The sequence below is a fragment of the Rhodococcus sp. P4_E4 genome (assembly GCF_056401575.1).
Genome location: NZ_JBFUJB010000023.1, coordinates 22,710 through 39,644, shown reverse-complemented (window position 1 = coordinate 39,644; position 16,935 = coordinate 22,710). Strand labels below are relative to the sequence as shown.

Annotated in this window: 15 protein-coding genes; 11 read left to right on the top strand and 4 right to left on the bottom strand. The window is 64.7% G+C overall.

What is annotated here, in order from left to right:
- Positions 1 to 42 precede the first annotated feature (42 nt).
- The 5 genes from AC1DVN_RS24055 to AC1DVN_RS24035 all read left to right on the top strand — a co-directional run bounded on the left by AC1DVN_RS24055 (position 43) and on the right by AC1DVN_RS24035 (position 6,118).
- Positions 43 to 1,272 (top strand): cysteine desulfurase family protein, encoded by a 1,230-nt coding sequence (locus AC1DVN_RS24055; RefSeq protein WP_019747909.1) that lies wholly within the window; start codon positions 43 to 45, stop codon positions 1,270 to 1,272.
- Entirely contained in the window at positions 1,272 to 2,384 is a 1,113-nt protein-coding gene (gene mnmA / locus AC1DVN_RS24050; RefSeq protein WP_477846044.1) for a tRNA 2-thiouridine(34) synthase MnmA, read from the top strand. The genes AC1DVN_RS24055 and mnmA overlap by 1 nt, the downstream gene beginning before the upstream one ends.
- The gene (locus AC1DVN_RS24045; protein WP_021343883.1) at positions 2,381 to 3,403 is read left to right on the top strand and encodes a uroporphyrinogen decarboxylase/cobalamine-independent methonine synthase family protein; all 1,023 of its coding nucleotides are present in this window, start codon (positions 2,381 to 2,383) and stop codon (positions 3,401 to 3,403) included. The genes mnmA and AC1DVN_RS24045 overlap by 4 nt, the downstream gene beginning before the upstream one ends.
- A gap of 97 nt (positions 3,404 to 3,500) precedes the next feature.
- A complete protein-coding gene (gene ligA / locus AC1DVN_RS24040) occupies positions 3,501 to 5,582 on the top strand; it encodes an NAD-dependent DNA ligase LigA (RefSeq protein ID WP_477994317.1) in 2,082 nt (693 codons plus the stop codon).
- Between the two features lie 47 nt (positions 5,583 to 5,629).
- Positions 5,630 to 6,118: a GNAT family N-acetyltransferase gene (locus tag AC1DVN_RS24035; protein ID WP_019747912.1), complete on the top strand. Its 489-nt coding sequence runs from the start codon at positions 5,630 to 5,632 to the stop codon at positions 6,116 to 6,118.
- Positions 6,119 to 6,131: 13 nt separating this feature from the next.
- On the opposite strand, the gene AC1DVN_RS24030 is transcribed toward AC1DVN_RS24035, so the two are convergent.
- Positions 6,132 to 6,782, bottom strand: a complete 651-nt coding sequence (locus tag AC1DVN_RS24030; RefSeq protein ID WP_020969299.1) for an ACT domain-containing protein — start codon at positions 6,780 to 6,782, stop codon at positions 6,132 to 6,134.
- A gap of 278 nt (positions 6,783 to 7,060) precedes the next feature.
- Here AC1DVN_RS24030 and gatC point away from each other — a divergent pair, with 278 nt between their 5' ends.
- Positions 7,061 to 7,360, top strand: coding sequence for an Asp-tRNA(Asn)/Glu-tRNA(Gln) amidotransferase subunit GatC (gene gatC, locus AC1DVN_RS24025; protein WP_003944747.1), 300 nt, complete (start codon positions 7,061 to 7,063; stop codon positions 7,358 to 7,360).
- A complete protein-coding gene (gatA, locus tag AC1DVN_RS24020; protein ID WP_477994289.1) occupies positions 7,357 to 8,835 on the top strand; it encodes an Asp-tRNA(Asn)/Glu-tRNA(Gln) amidotransferase subunit GatA in 1,479 nt (492 codons plus the stop codon). The genes gatC and gatA overlap by 4 nt, the downstream gene beginning before the upstream one ends.
- Before the next feature lie 57 nt (positions 8,836 to 8,892).
- On the opposite strand, the gene AC1DVN_RS24015 is transcribed toward gatA, so the two are convergent.
- Together AC1DVN_RS24015 and AC1DVN_RS24010 are read right to left on the bottom strand one after the other, a co-directional pair.
- Positions 8,893 to 10,293, bottom strand: coding sequence for an alpha/beta-hydrolase family protein (locus tag AC1DVN_RS24015; RefSeq protein ID WP_408989210.1), 1,401 nt, complete (start codon positions 10,291 to 10,293; stop codon positions 8,893 to 8,895).
- Positions 10,290 to 10,964 (bottom strand): hypothetical protein, encoded by a 675-nt coding sequence (locus AC1DVN_RS24010; protein ID WP_029255103.1) that lies wholly within the window; start codon positions 10,962 to 10,964, stop codon positions 10,290 to 10,292. The genes AC1DVN_RS24015 and AC1DVN_RS24010 overlap by 4 nt, the downstream gene beginning before the upstream one ends.
- 164 nt (positions 10,965 to 11,128) lie before the next feature.
- Here AC1DVN_RS24010 and AC1DVN_RS24005 point away from each other — a divergent pair, with 164 nt between their 5' ends.
- The 4 genes from AC1DVN_RS24005 to gatB all read left to right on the top strand — a co-directional run bounded on the left by AC1DVN_RS24005 (position 11,129) and on the right by gatB (position 15,759).
- Complete coding sequence (locus AC1DVN_RS24005) at positions 11,129 to 12,403, top strand: sensor histidine kinase (protein WP_047890156.1); 1,275 nt, start codon at positions 11,129 to 11,131, stop codon at positions 12,401 to 12,403.
- Positions 12,404 to 12,412: 9 nt separating this feature from the next.
- Positions 12,413 to 13,075: a response regulator gene (locus AC1DVN_RS24000; RefSeq protein WP_007729374.1), complete on the top strand. Its 663-nt coding sequence runs from the start codon at positions 12,413 to 12,415 to the stop codon at positions 13,073 to 13,075.
- Between the two features lie 115 nt (positions 13,076 to 13,190).
- Positions 13,191 to 14,222, top strand: a complete 1,032-nt coding sequence (locus tag AC1DVN_RS23995; RefSeq protein ID WP_019747919.1) for an ATP-dependent 6-phosphofructokinase — start codon at positions 13,191 to 13,193, stop codon at positions 14,220 to 14,222.
- 25 nt (positions 14,223 to 14,247) lie between these two features.
- The gene (gene gatB, locus AC1DVN_RS23990; protein WP_019747920.1) at positions 14,248 to 15,759 is read left to right on the top strand and encodes an Asp-tRNA(Asn)/Glu-tRNA(Gln) amidotransferase subunit GatB; all 1,512 of its coding nucleotides are present in this window, start codon (positions 14,248 to 14,250) and stop codon (positions 15,757 to 15,759) included.
- 89 nt (positions 15,760 to 15,848) lie between these two features.
- Here the strand turns inward: gatB and AC1DVN_RS23985 are convergent, their stop codons facing one another.
- Positions 15,849 to 16,895: an NAD(P)-dependent alcohol dehydrogenase gene (locus AC1DVN_RS23985; RefSeq protein WP_019747921.1), complete on the bottom strand. Its 1,047-nt coding sequence runs from the start codon at positions 16,893 to 16,895 to the stop codon at positions 15,849 to 15,851.
- Positions 16,896 to 16,935: the final 40 nt, after the last annotated feature.

The following is a 16,935-nucleotide window of genomic DNA, read 5'->3' as shown; positions in this document are numbered from 1 at the left end:
GAGGCTGGGCGAACTCTCGTGCTGGGCTATCCTTGTCAAGCCATGACTCTGCCTGCACACAGTGCCCACGCCGGATTTCCGGTGTACCTCGATCATGCCGCCACGACTCCGATGTCGGCAGCCGCTATCGAGGCGATGACCGATACCTTCAAAACCGTGGGCAACGCGTCCTCGCTGCACGGTTCCGGCCGTGCGGCCCGGCGCCGCGTCGAGGAGTCGCGGGAATCGATCGCTGCCAGCCTGGGTGCGCGGCCTTCGGAGGTCATCTTCACCTCCGGCGGAACCGAGAGCGACAATCTCGCGGTCAAGGGCATCTACTGGGCTCGCCGTGACGCCGATCCGCGACGCACTCGCATCCTGGCCAGCTCCGTCGAGCATCATGCGGTGCTCGACGCCGTCGAGTGGCTCGAGCAGCACGAGGGCGCGCGCGTGACGTGGTTGCCGGTCGACGAGAACGGTGTCGTCGACCCGCAGACCTTGCGCGACGAGCTTTCCGTCCACGCCGACGAGGTAGCACTCGTGACGGTGATGTGGGCCAACAACGAGGTCGGCTCCATCATGCCGATCGTGGAGTTGGCGGAGATTTCGGCTGAGTTCGAGATTCCGATGCACAGCGACGCGGTTCAGGCCGTTGCGCAATTGCCGGTCGATTTCGCGGCGAGCAAGTTGTCCGCGCTGAGCATCGCGGCGCACAAGTTCGGTGGTCCGCACGGCGTCGGCGCACTGCTGCTCGGACGCCAGGTTCCGTGTGTGCCGCTCCTTCACGGCGGCGGACACGAACGTGATCTGCGTTCGGGCACTCCGGATACTGCGGGCGTTGTCGGGATGGCTGCGGCGCTGCGCGCAAACGTCGAGAACTTCGATTCCAGCACAAGGGAATTGGCGCAGTTGCGTGACCGTTTGATCGACGGAGTCCTGGAGATTCTTCCCGAGTCGGTGCTCAACGGCCCGACCGGATCCGATCGGCTTCCCGGTAACGCGCACTTCACCTTCCCCGGCTGCGAGGGCGATTCGTTGCTGATGCTGCTCGACGCAGCCGGTATCGAATGTTCCACCGGTTCGGCTTGCACCGCCGGTGTGGCCAGAGCCAGCCATGTCTTGATCGCGATGGGCGTCGAATCGCCCGTCGCGCGTGGCTCACTGAGATTTTCGCTCGGACATACGTCGAGTGTCACCGATGTGGACGCGCTGATCGCTGCGCTTCCACAAGTAGTAGAGCGCGCTCGGGCCGCCGGTCTTGCCGGTGCCGGTTCGCGTGGAGGGGATCGCTGATGCGAGTACTCGCAGCCATGAGCGGAGGTGTCGACTCCGCTGTCGCCGCCGCCCGCGCTGTTGCCGCCGGACATGACGTCGTCGGCGTTCATCTTGCGCTGTCCACGGCGCCGGGTGCATTGCGGACGGGTTCGCGTGGATGCTGTTCGAAGGAAGATGCCGGCGACGCCAGGCGCGCTGCCGACGTCCTCGGAATACCCTTCTACGTCTGGGATTTCGCCGATCGCTTCAAGGAAGACGTGATCGACGACTTCGTGGCGTCGTACGCAGCGGGTGAGACCCCCAATCCGTGCCTGCGGTGCAACGAGAAGATCAAGTTCACCGCACTGGCCGACCGTGCGGTCGCTCTCGGCTTCGATGCCGTGGCGACCGGTCACTACGCGCGCCTCGAAGGCGGCGTCCTGCGCCGGGCGGTCGACGCGGACAAGGATCAGTCGTATGTCCTCGGTGTGCTGACGGCTGATCAGCTTTCGCGCGCGATGTTCCCGATCGGTGACACACCGAAAGAACAGATCCGCGAGGAAGCCGCCGAGCGCGGTCTGGCTGTGGCGAACAAGCCTGACAGCCATGACATCTGCTTCATCCCGACCGGCGATACCCGAGCATTCCTGGGTGCGCGCATCGGCGTTCGTCCCGGAAGCGTCGTCGACGCCGATTCGGGTGAGGTCCTCGCTGCACACGACGGCGTACACGGCTTCACGATCGGACAGCGCAAGGGGCTCGGCGTCGAAGGTCCCGCAGGTGACGGCCGTCCGCGGTACGTGACCGCGATCGAGCCCGAAACCGGAACGGTGCGAGTCGGTTCGGCCAAGAATCTCGACGTCTGGGCCATCTCGGCCCAGCGCGCGATCTGGACCTCGGGCCAGGCGCCGGAAGGCCCCGTCGAGTGCATGGTGCAGGTTCGTGCGCACGGCGGACTGGCGCAGGCCGTCGCCGAGGCCGTCGACGACGGTACTTCGGGCGGCGGCATCTCCATTTCGTTGCGCGAACCACTGACCGGCGTCGCGAAGGGCCAGGCCGTCGTGCTGTATCGCCCCGACAGCGAACTGGGCGACCAGGTTCTCGGCAGTGGCACCATCTCCGGCACCGAATCCGAGCCGAACGCACTGTGACACAGCAGGTTTCCATCGGTGGCCTCGTCACCGGAATCGGATCCTGGCCGGGCACGGACGCCCGCGAAAGCGCCGCAACCATCCTTGGTGAACTGGGCGGTTTCCCACACCTGGTGGAGTTGCCGAGCCGCGGTCTCGGCGCTGACATGGTCGGCCGAGCAGGCGCGATTCTGGTCGACATCAACCTCGACGCCTCGACCCGCGCCTATCGCGTCGTGCCTCGGCGGGGCAACGTCGCGAAGCGAGCCGAGGACTTCCTGAATCAGGATCTCGACGCACTCGAGGAAGCCTGGGAATCGGCCCGTCTGGTCGGCGGAGACCACGTGATCAAGCTTCAAGCTGCCGGCCCGCTGACACTCGGCGCCGAGATCGAGGTTGCAAACGGTTCGCGAGTTCTCGTCGACCGTGGGGCACTCCGGGACATCGCCGAATCACTTGGTGAGGGGCTCGCGCGCCACGCCGCCGAGGTCACTCGTCGTACCGGTGCCCGAGTGGTGATCCAATTGGACGAGCCGCAGATCGCGGCAGTGCTGGCCGGTTCACTACCCGGGCGCACCAAGATGGAGAGCGTTCCGGCTCTGCCGGAACCCGAGGCGCTCGCCGTTCTCGACTCGACGATCAGCGGTTGCGGATTGCCCACAATCGTCCACAGTTGCGGCGCCGACATGCCGTGGGATCTGCTGAGGCGAAGCCAGGCGTTCGGCGTGAGCTTCGACATGTCGCTCATCGGCTCACGTGATCTGGACGGCATCGGCCAGTTGTTCGACGCCGGCAAGGAATTGGCGCTCGGTCTGGTTCCTTCCGCCCCGCCGGAAAAGCCGGTGACGTGGAAAGAGTGCGCGATGCCCGCCGTCACCCTGATCGATCGTCTCGGATTCTCGCGTGAACTCCTGCAGAACCAGGTCGCGGTAACCCCAAGCTGTGGTCTTGCGGGTGCGAGCCTCGAGTGGAGTCGAGCCGCCCTTCGGCTGTGCACAGACGTCGGCAAGGCATTGGTGGACGATCCGTCGGCGTTCTGATGTGTTGCGTTCTGATGTGTTGCGTTCTGACGTGGAGTCGTGTGGTGTGTCGGTGTGAACCGATAATCTTCTAGCTGTGACTGATACCGCGGATGCAATGCAGCCAGCGCCCAACGAGGCGCGCGAGCAGTGGACGGAGCTGGCCGAAGAGGTACGCCAGCATCAGTTCCGCTACTACGTTCGTGACGCGCCCGTCATTTCGGACGGTGCATTCGACACATTGCTCGGGCAGCTCAATGCTCTCGAAGAGCAGTACCCGGATCTGCGAACTCCCGACTCTCCGACGCAACTCGTCGGCGGCGGATTCGCGACGGACTTCACGTCCGTCGATCACCTCGAGCGGATGCTCAGCCTCGACAACGTCTTCGACGAGTCCGAACTCCGCGGATGGATCGCCAAGGTAGAGCAGGAAACCGGGCCGGAACTGCACTATCTCTGCGAAGTGAAAATCGACGGTGTCGCGCTCAATCTCGTCTACGAGAACGGCAAACTCGTGCGTGCGGCAACCCGCGGCGACGGTCGTACGGGCGAGTTGGTCACTCTCAATGCCCTGACGATCAACGACATCCCGGAGCGGCTCACCGCCACGGACGAATTCCCGATTCCAACCTTGCTCGAGGTGCGAGGAGAGGTGTTCTTCCGCCTCGAGGACTTCGCGGCACTCAATGCCTCCCTCGTGGAGGAGGGTAAGGCGCCGTTCGCCAATCCGCGCAACTCTGCGGCGGGCTCCCTGCGTCAGAAGAATCCTGCCGTCACCGCGCGTCGTCGCCTCGGCATGATCTGCCACGGGTTCGGGCGCATGGAAGGTTTCGAGCCGGCTTCGCAGTACGACGCCTACGTGGCCCTCTCCGCCTGGGGGCTGCCGGTGTCCACGCACACCTCGCGGGTGGTCGGCGACGACGCCGTGGTCGAAAAGATGAAGTACTGGGGAGAACATCGCCACGACGTCGAGCACGAGATCGACGGGTTGGTGGTCAAGGTCGACGAGATGTCGTTGCATCGACGTCTGGGCACCACGTCTCGCGCACCGCGGTGGGCGATCGCATACAAGTACCCGCCGGAAGAGGTCACGACCAAGCTCCTCGACATCCGGGTCAGTGTCGGCCGCACGGGTCGCGTGACGCCGTTCGCGTACATGGAACCCGTCACGGTAGCGGGTTCCACTGTGTCCTTGGCCACGCTGCACAACGGATCCGAGGTCAAGCGCAAGGGTGTGCTGATCGGCGACACCGTGGTGTTGCGTAAGGCCGGAGATGTGATTCCCGAGGTCCTCGGACCCGTGGCAGACGTGCGTGACGGTACCGAGCGCGAGTTCGTCATGCCGACGCATTGCCCCGAGTGCGGCACGTTGTTGGCACCCGCGAAAGAGGGCGACGTCGACGTGCGATGCCCTAATCAGCAGTACTGCCCGGCGCAGTTGCGCGAGCGCGTGTTCCACGTCTCGGGGCGCGGAGCATTCGACATCGAGGTGCTCGGTTACGAGGCCGCGACCGGGCTGCTGGAGGCGAAGGTCATCGGTGACGAGGGCGATCTCTTTTCACTCGACGCCGAGAAACTGATCGAGGTTCCCATCTTCCGCACCAATGCGGGAGCACTGTCTGCCAACGGAAAACGCTTGCTGGCCAACCTGGATTCGGCCAAGGACAAGCCGCTGTGGAGAGTGCTTGTGGCACTGTCGATTCGGCACGTCGGCCCCACTGCCGCGAGGGCGTTGGCCGGCGAATTCGGTTCGCTGCAACGTATTCGGGAAGCGTCGGTCGACGAGTTGGCTGCAGTCGACGGTGTCGGATCCACAATCGCCGCCGCTGTCGTGGAGTGGTTCTCCGTCGACTGGCACCAGCAGATCGTCGACAAGTGGGCTTCGGCCGGAGTGCGTATGGAGGACGAGCGAGACGACTCGATTCCGCGCAATCTCGAGGGTCTCTCGATCGTCGTCACCGGTTCGCTCGAGACGTACTCGCGAGATCAGGCGAAGGAAGCGATTTTGGTGCGCGGCGGTAAGGCGGCTGGGTCGGTCTCGAAGAAGACTGCGTTTGTCGTCGTCGGTGAAGCGCCCGGTTCCAAGCATGACAAGGCAGTCGAATTGGGTGTGCCGGTGCTCGACGAAGACGGCTTCCGGCGGTTGCTCGAAGATGGCCCGGATGCGGTTGCTCCCACCGATTTGGACGAATCAGAGTGACTTTGTCCGATTTCTGAGATTGGTGTGCTGGGTGCGATAGTGACGCCATGATCGAGATTCGTGAAGTTCTACCGGCTGAGTTCGAGACCGTCGGGGAACTGACTGTGCAGTCGTACGTGGGTGGCGGATTTGTCGCCGGCGGATCGCCGTACGCGGAGCGCCTGCGAGACACCGCAACTCGGGTGGAGCAGGGGCGGGTGCTGGTTGCCGTTCTCGGCGAAGAGGTCGTGGGTTCTTTGACGATCGCCGAACCCGGCACGCCCTTCGCGGATGTTGCGCAGAAGGGCGAACTCGAGTTCCGCATGCTCGCGGTCTCGCCGCAGGCTCGGGGATCGGGCGCCGGAACCGCATTGGTTCGCGCAGTGATCGCCGAAGCCTACGACCGAGGCGATCACTCGGTGGTCATCTCGACGCAGCCCGAGATGGTCGATGCTCGTCGCATCTACGACCGCAACGGGTTCGTCCCCGATCCCGAGCGCGCGTGGGAGCCGATTCGCGGTATGGAGCTGACGGTCATGGTTCGCGGTCTGGCCTGATTACCCAGCCTGGTCAGCCCAGCACTGTCGCGACGATTCCGGCGAGATAGCCGAGGCGGGCTATCTCCGAAGGGCGAAATTCGGGTCCTCCGGGACGACCGAGCATGAGGACGCGATTGCCGGAGCCGAGCGGTGCGGCAGCGAGGCTGGTGTTCATCTCTCGCCAGACGTCCGGAACCCAGTCGGCCTCGCCGTCGAGGGCGGTGGGCTTGTCCAGTGGCATCCACGGAATGTCGGTGGCATGGGTTTCCGGCGCGCCGGCGCTACCGACGACGCGGTACGCACCGTGCTTGCCGATGTCCGCGACGACGCACCAGCCGACTCGCAGTACACGCGGCGCGCCGTCGACGAGGACCTGTAGTCGATCGTTTCGGGCTGTCGCAACGGAATCGATGAGTTCGAGCTCACGATGGGTGTCGAGAATCCCGGCGTAGGGGCGGATCGAATCGACCAGCACGTCGGGCAGATGCTCGGCAGCGGTGATCAAGGTGTCGGGCAGTGCGCCCGGTTCGACGTCGACCACGAGGTCGTCGATGGCAAAACCGTCGCCTCGCTCCACGACGTCGAGGGAGAGGATGTCTGCGCCCACGGATCCGAGAGCTACGGCGAGCGCGCCGAGGCTGCCGGGTCGGTCGGGCAGTTGGACGCGAAGCAGGTACGACACGTGCGTGCCTTTCGCTGATCGGTTCTCGCCCGGATCACGTCGACCCGGGCCACACCCATCTTTGCACTTGCTCAGCACGCGTTGGTGGGCGCCGCGGCGGGGTCACACCGGGTGCACATGCTTGTCACACGAGCGAAACACGAGGTGGATTCGACGTGGCGGTGGACACAGTAGGCGTGCGTACCGGTCGACACAGCAGGCGTGCTTACAGGTCTGTCGCGGCGAGGAACTAGGCTGGACCGGCAATGTTCACGTCCTCTTCCGAAAGGGGCCCCGCGGTGCCTGCCATCTCCCGTGACGAGGTCGCGCACCTCGCGCGGCTGTCCAGACTCGCCCTGTCCGATGCCGAACTCGACGAGTTCGCCGGTCAGTTGGATTCGATTCTCAACCACGTCAAGGTGGTCACCGAGGTTGCGGCCGACGACGTCCCGCCCATGGCGAACCCCAATGCCGTCACCAACGTGACGCGCCCCGACGTGATCGTGCCCGGGTTGACCCCCGAGCAGGCATTGTCCGGAGCACCCGCAGTCGAACAGGATCGCTTTGCGGTTCCGCAGATCCTTGGAGAGGGCGAATGACCGATCTGACCACGCTGGACGCCGCTGAGCTGGCCGGCAAGATCCACTCGCGTGAGGTGTCCTCGGTAGAGGTCACGCAGGCGCATCTCGACCGCATCGCTGCCGTCGACACCGAGTACCACGCCTTCCTGCACGTTGCCGGTGAACAGGCTCTCGAAGCCGCCGCAGCAGTGGACAACTCGCTCGCAGGCGGAAACGAACCCGCTTCGGCACTCGCCGGAGTTCCGATTGCGTTGAAGGACATCTTCACCACGACGGACATGCCGACCACCTGTGCGTCGAAGATTCTCGAAGGCTGGGTTTCGCCGTACGACGCGACCCTGACGAGCAAGCTTCGCGCTGCGGGCATCCCGATCCTCGGCAAGACGAACCTCGACGAATTTGCGATGGGCTCCTCCACGGAGAACTCCGCATTCGGTCCGACGCGTAACCCGTGGGATGTCACCCGCATCCCCGGCGGATCCGGTGGTGGTAGCGCTGCAGCGCTCGCGTCCCGTCAGGCCCCGTTGGCCATCGGCACCGACACCGGCGGTTCGATCCGTCAGCCCGCTGCGGTCACCGCGACGGTCGGAACCAAGCCGACGTACGGAACTGTCTCGCGCTTCGGGCTCGTCGCGTGCGCCTCCTCGCTCGATCAGGGTGGCCCCTGTGGTCGCACCGTGCTCGACACCGCTCTGCTGCACGAGGTCATCGCCGGACACGATCCGCGTGACTCCACGTCCATCGACGCCCCCGTGCGTCCGGTGGTCGCTGCGGCACGTGAGGGTGCAGCCGGGGACCTGCGCGGCGTCAAGGTCGGTGTGGTCAAGGAACTTCACTCCGACAGCTACCAGCCCGGCGTCATCGCTTCCTTCGACGCTGCTGTCGAGCAACTCAAGGCTTTGGGCGCCGAAGTTGTCGAGGTTTCGTGCCCGAGCTTCGAGCACGCGCTCGCGTCGTACTACCTGGTGCTGCCCAGTGAGGTCTCGTCCAACCTGGCCCGCTTCGACGCCATGCGCTACGGACTGCGCGTCGACGAAGGCAACATGAGTGCCGACCAGGTCATGGCGGCAACCCGCGCCGCCGGTTTCGGCCCGGAGGTCAAGCGCCGCATCATGATCGGTACCTACGCACTGTCCTCGGGCTACTACGACGCCTACTACGGTTCGGCGCTCAAGGTTCGTACCCTCATCGCACGCGATTTCGACAAGGCCTACGAGAAGGTAGACGTACTGGTCTCGCCGACCAGCCCGTTCACGCCGTGGAAGTTGGGGGAGAAGGTCGGCGATCCGTTGGCCATGTACCTCTCCGACCTGTGCACGCTGCCGACCAACCTGGCCGGACACTGCGCGATGTCGGTGCCATCGGGTCTGTCCGCGGACGACAACCTGCCGGTGGGCTTGCAGATCATGGCGCCCGCCATGGCTGACGAGCGCCTCTACCGTGTCGGTGCCGCCTACGAAGCTGCTCGCGGCCCGATTGCAACTGCAGTCTGACCTGTTTGCTGTGCGCCTTTATTAACCCCCCGCGGTTAATAAAGGCGCACAGCAGTTTCAGGAGCAAGTCCCCAAAGCTGTCCCCTGATCGGTTCCGTAGCGGTGGCCGTGACCGGCGGGTACACCGAGCGAACCGAGCATGTCGACGGTGGTCTGCAAGAACGTGACGCCCGGGATCCACTGCGGGATCGGGCCGTCCTGCACGGCACGGCTCAGATCCGGCTTCTGCGTCGCGAGGGCGGGGGACCACCACACCACCGGGTCGGACGTGTTCGCGAGGACGGTTGCGCCGTCCGTTCGTGTCGCGCCGGCCGGGGGACCGGCCCACAACACGTCGCACGGGACGGTGGCACTGCTCTCGGACAGAGCCTCGGTCAGTGCGGCGCTGCCGCCGACGGCGCCGAGGCTCTGTCCGTAGAGGAACAGGTCCGGTCGCTCTTCGGCAGGCATCGCGGCAATGTGGCTTCCGACAGCTGTGAACAGGGCGGTGGCTGATTCTTCGGCGTCGTCGCGGCTGAACAGGAATGTCGCCCAACTGGGTGCGTCGGAGTATTGCTGTCCGACTATCGCGACGTCTCCGCCGAACCGTTGCTCGATACCGTCGACTGCGTGGGTGTCGATCCAGCCCGAGCCGGTCGGAACGGCCACCACGACGCTGTTGCGGGCGAAGCCGCCGACGCGATCGAGCTCACTCACGGCGAGAGCGGCACGCGATGCGGCATCGGGTGCGGAATCCACACCGGCGTAGACGCGCACCGAGTCTTCGCCTGCAGCAACGAACTTGCGTCCCTCCGCGCCCATCGAGGTCCACGAGATGAGCGATTCGGAGCTGCCTGTCGCGGAGGTCGAAAGTGGCTGTGTCAGAGCGGTGTCGATGTACGCGTTGGACTTGTCGAACGAATCGGCGAGACCGTTCCAGACGGCGGGACCGACGACCAACTGCACGCCGAGGACTCCCATGACCAGTGCGCCCACGCTCCGCGCGAAACCCATCCACCGCAGCGCCTTCGAAAGTCCGACCCCGAGGCCCCAGAGTGCAAGGGCGGTCAGCGAGGCAATGCACCCCGCCTCCACCCAGTGGATCAGCCCGGCAGGCGGTGCGCCCATCGCTGCTCGCAGCGAGTTCTGCCAACCGGCGGCGGCGAACATCGCAACTGCGGTGCCGGCAGTCGACAACCCGAACGCGGTGATGCGCCAATGACGTTCGTCGAATCGGGCCTTGACCCGGTCGGGGACGAGCCGACGGGCTACCGCGGAGAACGCCCACATCGCCAGTAGTCCGATCGCGACGAGCAGACCGCTGAACACCCCTTGGAGTACGGCTGATCTCGGCAGCAGTCCAGGGGCAAGTGAGACGGCGGACATCGCTGCCACGGCGACGCTCGCGGACACCCGGGGGAGTGCGAGCGCCCCGACTCGGGCGAGGACGGGGGTCCGTGACGCATTCAGAACGCTCATGCTGCAATCGCTTTCGGGGAGAAGGAGAACTCGTTCGACGGATCGAGGCGCCGCGATCGCATCAGGGTGAAGCCGAGGGCGGAAACTGCCAGAACTCCGGCCGTGCCGTAACCGAACCCCGATTCCGCGACCGGAGTCAGATAGCTTTGGCGCCAAGAGTTTCCGTTCACCGCTGTGACGGCGACATCGGCCATCGCGAAGCAATACCCACGTGAGAGAAAGGACGTGCGGTCTTCACAGGCCGCATGCATTCGCTCGTCGAGCTGACCGTCGAGGACCTGGCGGGCCCACGGCCCCAGTTCCGTTCCGTGCGAATGCGCGTAGCGGAGTAGGTCGTACCCGAGATCGTGTGCTTTGCAGGCCGAGTCGAATTCGTCGGGAAGCGGAATCGGTGACGAGCAGTCGCCGTGGGGGTTGGCGAGGTATCCGTCGACGACGGTAGGCGTGTAGCCGGCAAATGCGGCGAAATCCGACGGGATGGTGGTCGCAGCATCAGAGGCATCCGCGGTAGTCACAGTGGCGATCGCCCTGGATGCGTTCGAATTCTCGGTGCGCGGCGGCTCGGCTCCGCTCGCTCCGGCAGTGACGGTGATCGCTGCCGTTGCCGCAAGCGCCAGGGCAGCCCAGGTGCCGGCGCTTCGAGAGAGGTCTTTCACTCGTGTGATCCGCATGCCGTTCACGCTATGAACGGACAATCCTGGCGGTCATCGCTCTGGAGAGGGGTTCTCCGACGTGCGATCGGGTGAGAATTCCCTCCCCTGTGATACCTCGGAGGTAGGGGGATCTCACTCTGCAGTATGAGGACTTTCCGGGTTCGCCTTCATAGGCTTGACGGGTGATCAAGGTCCGAAGGAAGAACAGAGGCGCACCGGGTGTGCCCGCGCCGACATACACCACTGCCGGGTCGGTGCTGTCCGGCCTCGACGGGGCGGTCGTACATTCGGAGAAGGTGCGCCGGGCAACCAGTTTCGTGGCCCGCGGTCAGTTCTGGAACATCGTCATCGTAGTGATCACTCTGATCCTCTATTCGATTGCCTGGCCGACACTGCAACTGACGCATCATGTTTCGCCACCGATCATGCCGTTCGTCGCCGCGTTGGCCGCCTTTCCGTTTGTCCTGATCCGGATCAACGCTCCATTGGGGTGGGCGGTGTCGGCGGTGTCGGCACTGATCATCCCGTTGGTGTTCGACAACACGACTGGTTACGACTACCCGTGGCAGGTCGTCCACATCATCGTGCTGATGTCGTTGCTCGCCGCGGTGAGTCTGCGGGCGCCCATTCAGGTTGTCGGCGTCGCCTGGATCGCCACGGTGCTGCTTTTCCTCGGCAACGCTCCGGGAAGCGACGGAGCCGGTTGGGCCGTCGGGCTGAGCGCCCTGGTGGTCTTCTGCCTGCTGATCCGCTGGTTGGTTCTCTCGCGCCGTCAGTTGGCCAAGCAGGAGGAAGTCAGTGAACTCGAACGCACACGGCGCACGATCCTCGAGGAGAAGGCGCGGATCGCCCGGGACTTGCACGACATCGTGGCCCACCACATGTCGATGGTGGTCGTGCAAGCGCAGAGTGCGCCGTACCGACTCGATGCGGTCACTCCCGAGATCCGGACCGAATTCGAATCGATAAGTGAGACAGGGCGAGCAGCGCTCAACGAGATTCGTGGTCTCCTCGGAGTGCTGCGCAGCGACGGTGACTCCGTGGTGACGGCCCCGCAACCGGGCGTCGATCAGTTGGACGAACTGCTGCTCGGCAGTACCCGTGCGGGACTTCCGGTGTCGTGGCGAGTCGACGGAGATCGAGCGTCGGTCTCGGAATCCACGGGCCTTGCGCTCTACCGGATCATTCAGGAGTCGATTACCAATGCGGCCAGGCATTCACCAGGCGGACCCATCGAGGTCGCCGTGGCGTTCGGCCCGCAATCGGTGAGCGCGCTCGTGAACAACGGGCCTTCGCCATTGGGTGGCAATCAGCACTCGGCGTCGGAAACCACTGGTGGCAATGGAATACGCGGAATGCGTGAGCGGGCTTCGGCGGTGGGCGGCATGCTGTTGGCAAACCGGCGCGAGGACGGAGGGTTCGAGGTCCGGGCCGAGTTGCCGTCGATGCCCGCCTAGGCTGTCCGAGTGCCCATCACAGTATTCATCGCAGACGACCAGGCGATGGTTCGACAAGGGTTCGGAGCCCTACTCTCCGCCCAGCCAGACATCAGCGTGATCGGCGATGCGCCGGACGGCAAGATCGCCGTCGCCGAGGTCGCGCGATTGCGTCCGGACGTGGTGTTGATGGATGTTCGCATGCCCGAGATGAACGGACTCGACGCTGCCCGCCAGATTCTGTCCGCAGGATGGGAACCGCCGGTGCGAGTCCTCATGCTCACCACTTTCGACATCGACGACTACGTCTACGAGGCCCTGAGCGTCGGAGCGAGCGGGTTCATGCTCAAGGACGCACCGGCTGAGGAACTGATTCGGGCGGTACGCGTCGTCGCCGAAGGGCAGGCCTTGCTGGCGCCGACGGTGACGCGTCGCCTGATTGCCGATGTGACCAGCCGGCGGGCCGCACCGCGCGCACGGCCCGCAGCGCTCGATGCGCTGACCCCGCGTGAGCGCGAGGTCCTCGAACTGATCGCCCGCGGATTGTCCAACGTCGAGATTGCCGAGCGGCTGTTCGTCGCCGAGCAGACCGTCAAGACCCATGTCGGGAAGGTGCTGTCCAAGCTCGATCTGCGCGATCGCGCCCAGGCAGTCGTGTTGGCGTACGAAAGCGGGCTCGTCACGCCGGGTTAGGGGTCCCGTGCGGCGCGGCGTTGCGGCTCGGCAACGCCGCTATCCTGCGGCAATACGGTGACTGGGGGAAGATGGACACCAAGATCCACAATCCGGTCACGAGAGGTGCTGCACTATGCGAATCGGAATCCTCACGGGCGGCGGCGACTGCCCGGGCTTGAACGCGGTCATCCGCGCCGTCGTACGTACGTCGGCCGGTCGTTACGGCAGTACCGTGGTTGGATTCCGGGACGGCTGGCGAGGATTGCTCGAGGACCGCAAGGTCCCGCTCGACTCCGATGACCGCATCAACCGCATCCTCACCCGCGGCGGCACGATCCTCGGCACCGCTCGCGTGAACCCCGACAAACTCCGTGCGGGCCTCGATCAGATCAAGCAGACCCTCGACGACAACGGGATCGACGTCCTGATCCCGATCGGCGGCGAAGGCACACTCACCGCGGCCAGTTGGCTTTCCGAGAGCGGCGTACCCGTGATCGGTGTGCCCAAGACGATCGACAACGACATCGATTGCACTGACGTGACTTTCGGTTTCGACACCGCCTTGGCTGTCGCCACCGACGCCATCGACAGACTCCACACCACGGCTGAATCGCATCAGCGCGTCATGCTCGTCGAGGTGATGGGCCGGCACGCGGGCTGGATCGCGCTGCAAGCCGGACTGGCGTCGGGGGCACACCTGACTCTGGTTCCGGAACAGCCGTTCGACGTCGACGAGGTGTGCGCGATGGTCAAGAAGCGCTTCCAGCGTGGCGACTCCCACTTCATCTGCGTCGTGGCTGAAGGTGCGATGCCCGATCCCGCGTCGATGACTCTGCGCGAAGGTGGCATCGACGAGTTCGGCCACAAGATCTTCACCGGTGTCGCGCAGCAGCTCGGAAACGAGATCGAGCGCCGGATCGGCAAGGAAGTTCGCACCACCGTCCTCGGGCACATTCAGCGCGGTGGCACCCCGACGCCGCACGACCGCATCCTCGCCACTCGCTTCGGCGTTCATGCCACCGATGCAGCTCACCGCGGAGATTTCGGTCAGATGGTCGCGTTGCACGGAACGTCCATCGACCTCGTTCCGCTCGCCGAGGCGACCCGCAAACTCAAGACGGTGCCCAAGGAGCGCTACGAGGAGGCAGCCGCATTCTTCGGCTGAGCCGCAGACGCATAAACTGATCACCATGACTGCTGTCGATGCGCCCGACATCCTCGATTACGACGAAGTACTGACCAAGTACGAGCCTGTGATGGGTATGGAGGTGCACGTAGAACTCGGCACCGCGACCAAGATGTTCTGCCCGTGCCCCACCGAGTTCGGTGCCGAACCCAATACCCAGGTGTGCCCGGTCTGTCTGGGCATGCCCGGTTCGTTGCCAGTGGTGAACGCCGCCGCTGTCGAGTCCGCGATCCGGATCGGCCTTGCGCTCAACTGCTCCATCACGCCTTGGGGCCGATTCGCACGCAAGAACTACTTCTACCCGGATCAGCCGAAGAACTACCAGATTTCCCAGTACGACGAGCCGATCGCAACCGAGGGATACCTCGACGTGATCCTCGACGACGGGACGACGTGGCGTGTCGACATCGAGCGCGCACACATGGAGGAGGACACCGGTAAGTCCCTCCACGTCGGTGGCGCTACCGGCCGTATCCACGGTGCGAGCCACTCACTGCTCGACTACAACCGTGCGGGTGTGCCGCTGGTGGAGATCGTCACCAAGACCATCCACGGTGCCGGTGAGCGCGCACCCGAGGTTGCCCGCGCCTACGTGACTGCGCTTCGTGATCTGCTCAAATCACTCGACGTCTCGGACGTGCGGATGGATCAGGGATCGATGCGCTGCGACGCCAACATCTCGCTGATGCCGATCGGCGCCAAGGAACTCGGAACGCGTACCGAGACCAAGAACGTCAACTCCCTCAAGAGCGTCGAGGTCGCAGTTCGCTACGAAATGCGCCGTCAGGCAGCAGTTCTCGACGCCGGCGGCGAGGTCATCCAGGAGACCCGCCACTTCCAGGAAGCCGACGGCACCACGGCCGCCGGACGCCGCAAGGAAACGGCCGAGGATTACCGCTACTTCCCGGAACCGGATCTCGAGCCTGTTGCTCCGAGCGCCGAGTGGGTCGAAGAACTGCGCGGCACCTTGCCGGAGCTTCCCTGGATTCGCCGCGCGCGGATCCAGAAGGACTGGGGAATCTCCGACGAGGTCATGCGTGACCTCGTCAACGCCGGCGCCATCGATCTGGTGATTGCGACCACCGAGGCCGGTGCTTCGCCCGAGGCAGCGCGCTCCTGGTGGCTGTCCTACCTGTCGCAGCAGGCCAACACCCGCGGCGTCGAACTCGGCGCTCTGCCGATCACCCCGGCGCAGGTTGCGCAGGTCGTAGCTCTCATCGACAGCGGCAAGCTCAACAACAAGGTCGCTCGCCAGGTCGTCGATCACGTCCTCGACGGCGAGGGTGACCCGGAGCAGGTTGTCGCGGCCCACCCGGAGCTGGTCGTCGAACGTGACGAAACCAAGCTCAAGGCAGCCGTCGACGAAGCACTCGCGGCCAACCCTGACATCGCGGACAAGATCCGCAGTGGCAAGGTCCAGGCCGCCGGAAAGATCGTCGGCGACGTCATGAAGGCCACCCGAGGACAGGCAGACGCGGCTCGTGTGAAGGAACTTGTCATCGAGGCGTGCAGCTAGCGCACACTGAATTTCTGACACTGATGCCCGGCCGAATCGAATTCGGCCGGGCATCAGTGTTTTTCCGCTGTCGTTTTGCCGCTGTCGGTCTACAGACCAGGGACCACAACCGCACGGCCGCTGAGCGTTCCGGCAGCCAGTCGTCGATACGCTTCGGCACCGTTGTCGAGACTGAAGGTCTCCACCGCGATGTCGAAGATGCCGGCGTGGGCGAGGTCGATCAATTCGATCAACTCGTTGCGGGCACCCCAATACGGAACTGTCACCGAAGCCTCGTAAGGACTTTGGAAGAACCCGACTTTGGCGTGGGCCTGGCCGTCCCCGATCCCGACGATCGTGACGTCTGATCCGACGCCGGCGACAGCCATCGCGGTGTCGATGGTGGGCTGGTAGCCGACGAAGTCGAGAACCAGTGCGGCGCCTTGACTTCCAGTGATCTTGCGGACGTTCTCGGCCGCGTCCTTGTCGGACAGAACCACTTCGTGAGCGCCTACCTTGGTTGCCAGTTCGAGCTTGTCCGCGCTCACGTCCAAAGCGATGACCGTTGCCGCCGAGAGGTGACGGAGGAGCTGAATAGCGACGTGGCCGAGACCGCCGGTACCAATGACAACCGCGAACGAGCCTCCGCGAAGTTTCGGCAGAGAACGCTTGATCGCGTGATACGGCGTCAGACCGGCGTCGGTCAGCGGCACCGTCTTGACCGGGTCGAGGTCACCGATCGGGACAAGGTGGCGAGGAGAATCGACGATCATGAACTCGGCCAACGCGCCGGGTGCACCGAGACCGGGAGGATTGATTCCGAGTTCTTGGGCGCGAGAGCAATAGTTCTCGAGTCCTTGTGAGCAGTGCCAACAGTTGCCGCAACCCCAAGGCCCGTAGACGACGACATTGGTTCCGATGTCGAGACCTTCGACACCCTCGCCGACGGCGGCGACCTTGCCTGCGCCTTCGTGGCCGAGCGTGAGCGGAAGGCCGTAGGTGTACTGCTCTTCGGGCAGGCTCATGATGAAGTCGTCCGAGTGGCAGACGCCGGCAGCGGTGACTTCCAGGAGCACTTCACCTGGACCGGGCTCGGGTTTGGGAATCTCCGTGAGTTCGGGTTCCGCGCCGATTCTCGTGTACTGGATTGCCTTCATACCGACTCCTTTGTCGTGGTTGGCCAACCGCTCCTGGCAC

Excerpts from the sequence above, each read along its gene's own strand:
- AC1DVN_RS23985 (WP_019747921.1), bottom strand. The coding sequence starts at position 16,895 with ATGAAGGCAATCCAGTACACGAGAATCGGCGCGGAACCCGAACTCACG.
- AC1DVN_RS24010 (WP_029255103.1), bottom strand. The coding sequence starts at position 10,964 with ATGCGGATCACACGAGTGAAAGACCTCTCTCGAAGCGCCGGCACCTGG.
- AC1DVN_RS24055 (WP_019747909.1), top strand. The coding sequence starts at position 43 with ATGACTCTGCCTGCACACAGTGCCCACGCCGGATTTCCGGTGTACCTC.
- gatB (WP_019747920.1), top strand. The coding sequence starts at position 14,248 with ATGACTGCTGTCGATGCGCCCGACATCCTCGATTACGACGAAGTACTG.
- ligA (WP_477994317.1), top strand. The coding sequence starts at position 3,501 with ATGCAGCCAGCGCCCAACGAGGCGCGCGAGCAGTGGACGGAGCTGGCC.
- AC1DVN_RS24035 (WP_019747912.1), top strand. The coding sequence starts at position 5,630 with ATGATCGAGATTCGTGAAGTTCTACCGGCTGAGTTCGAGACCGTCGGG.
- AC1DVN_RS24015 (WP_408989210.1), bottom strand. The coding sequence starts at position 10,293 with ATGAGCGTTCTGAATGCGTCACGGACCCCCGTCCTCGCCCGAGTCGGG.
- mnmA (WP_477846044.1), top strand. The coding sequence starts at position 1,272 with ATGCGAGTACTCGCAGCCATGAGCGGAGGTGTCGACTCCGCTGTCGCC.
- gatA (WP_477994289.1), top strand. The coding sequence starts at position 7,357 with ATGACCGATCTGACCACGCTGGACGCCGCTGAGCTGGCCGGCAAGATC.
- AC1DVN_RS23995 (WP_019747919.1), top strand. The coding sequence starts at position 13,191 with ATGCGAATCGGAATCCTCACGGGCGGCGGCGACTGCCCGGGCTTGAAC.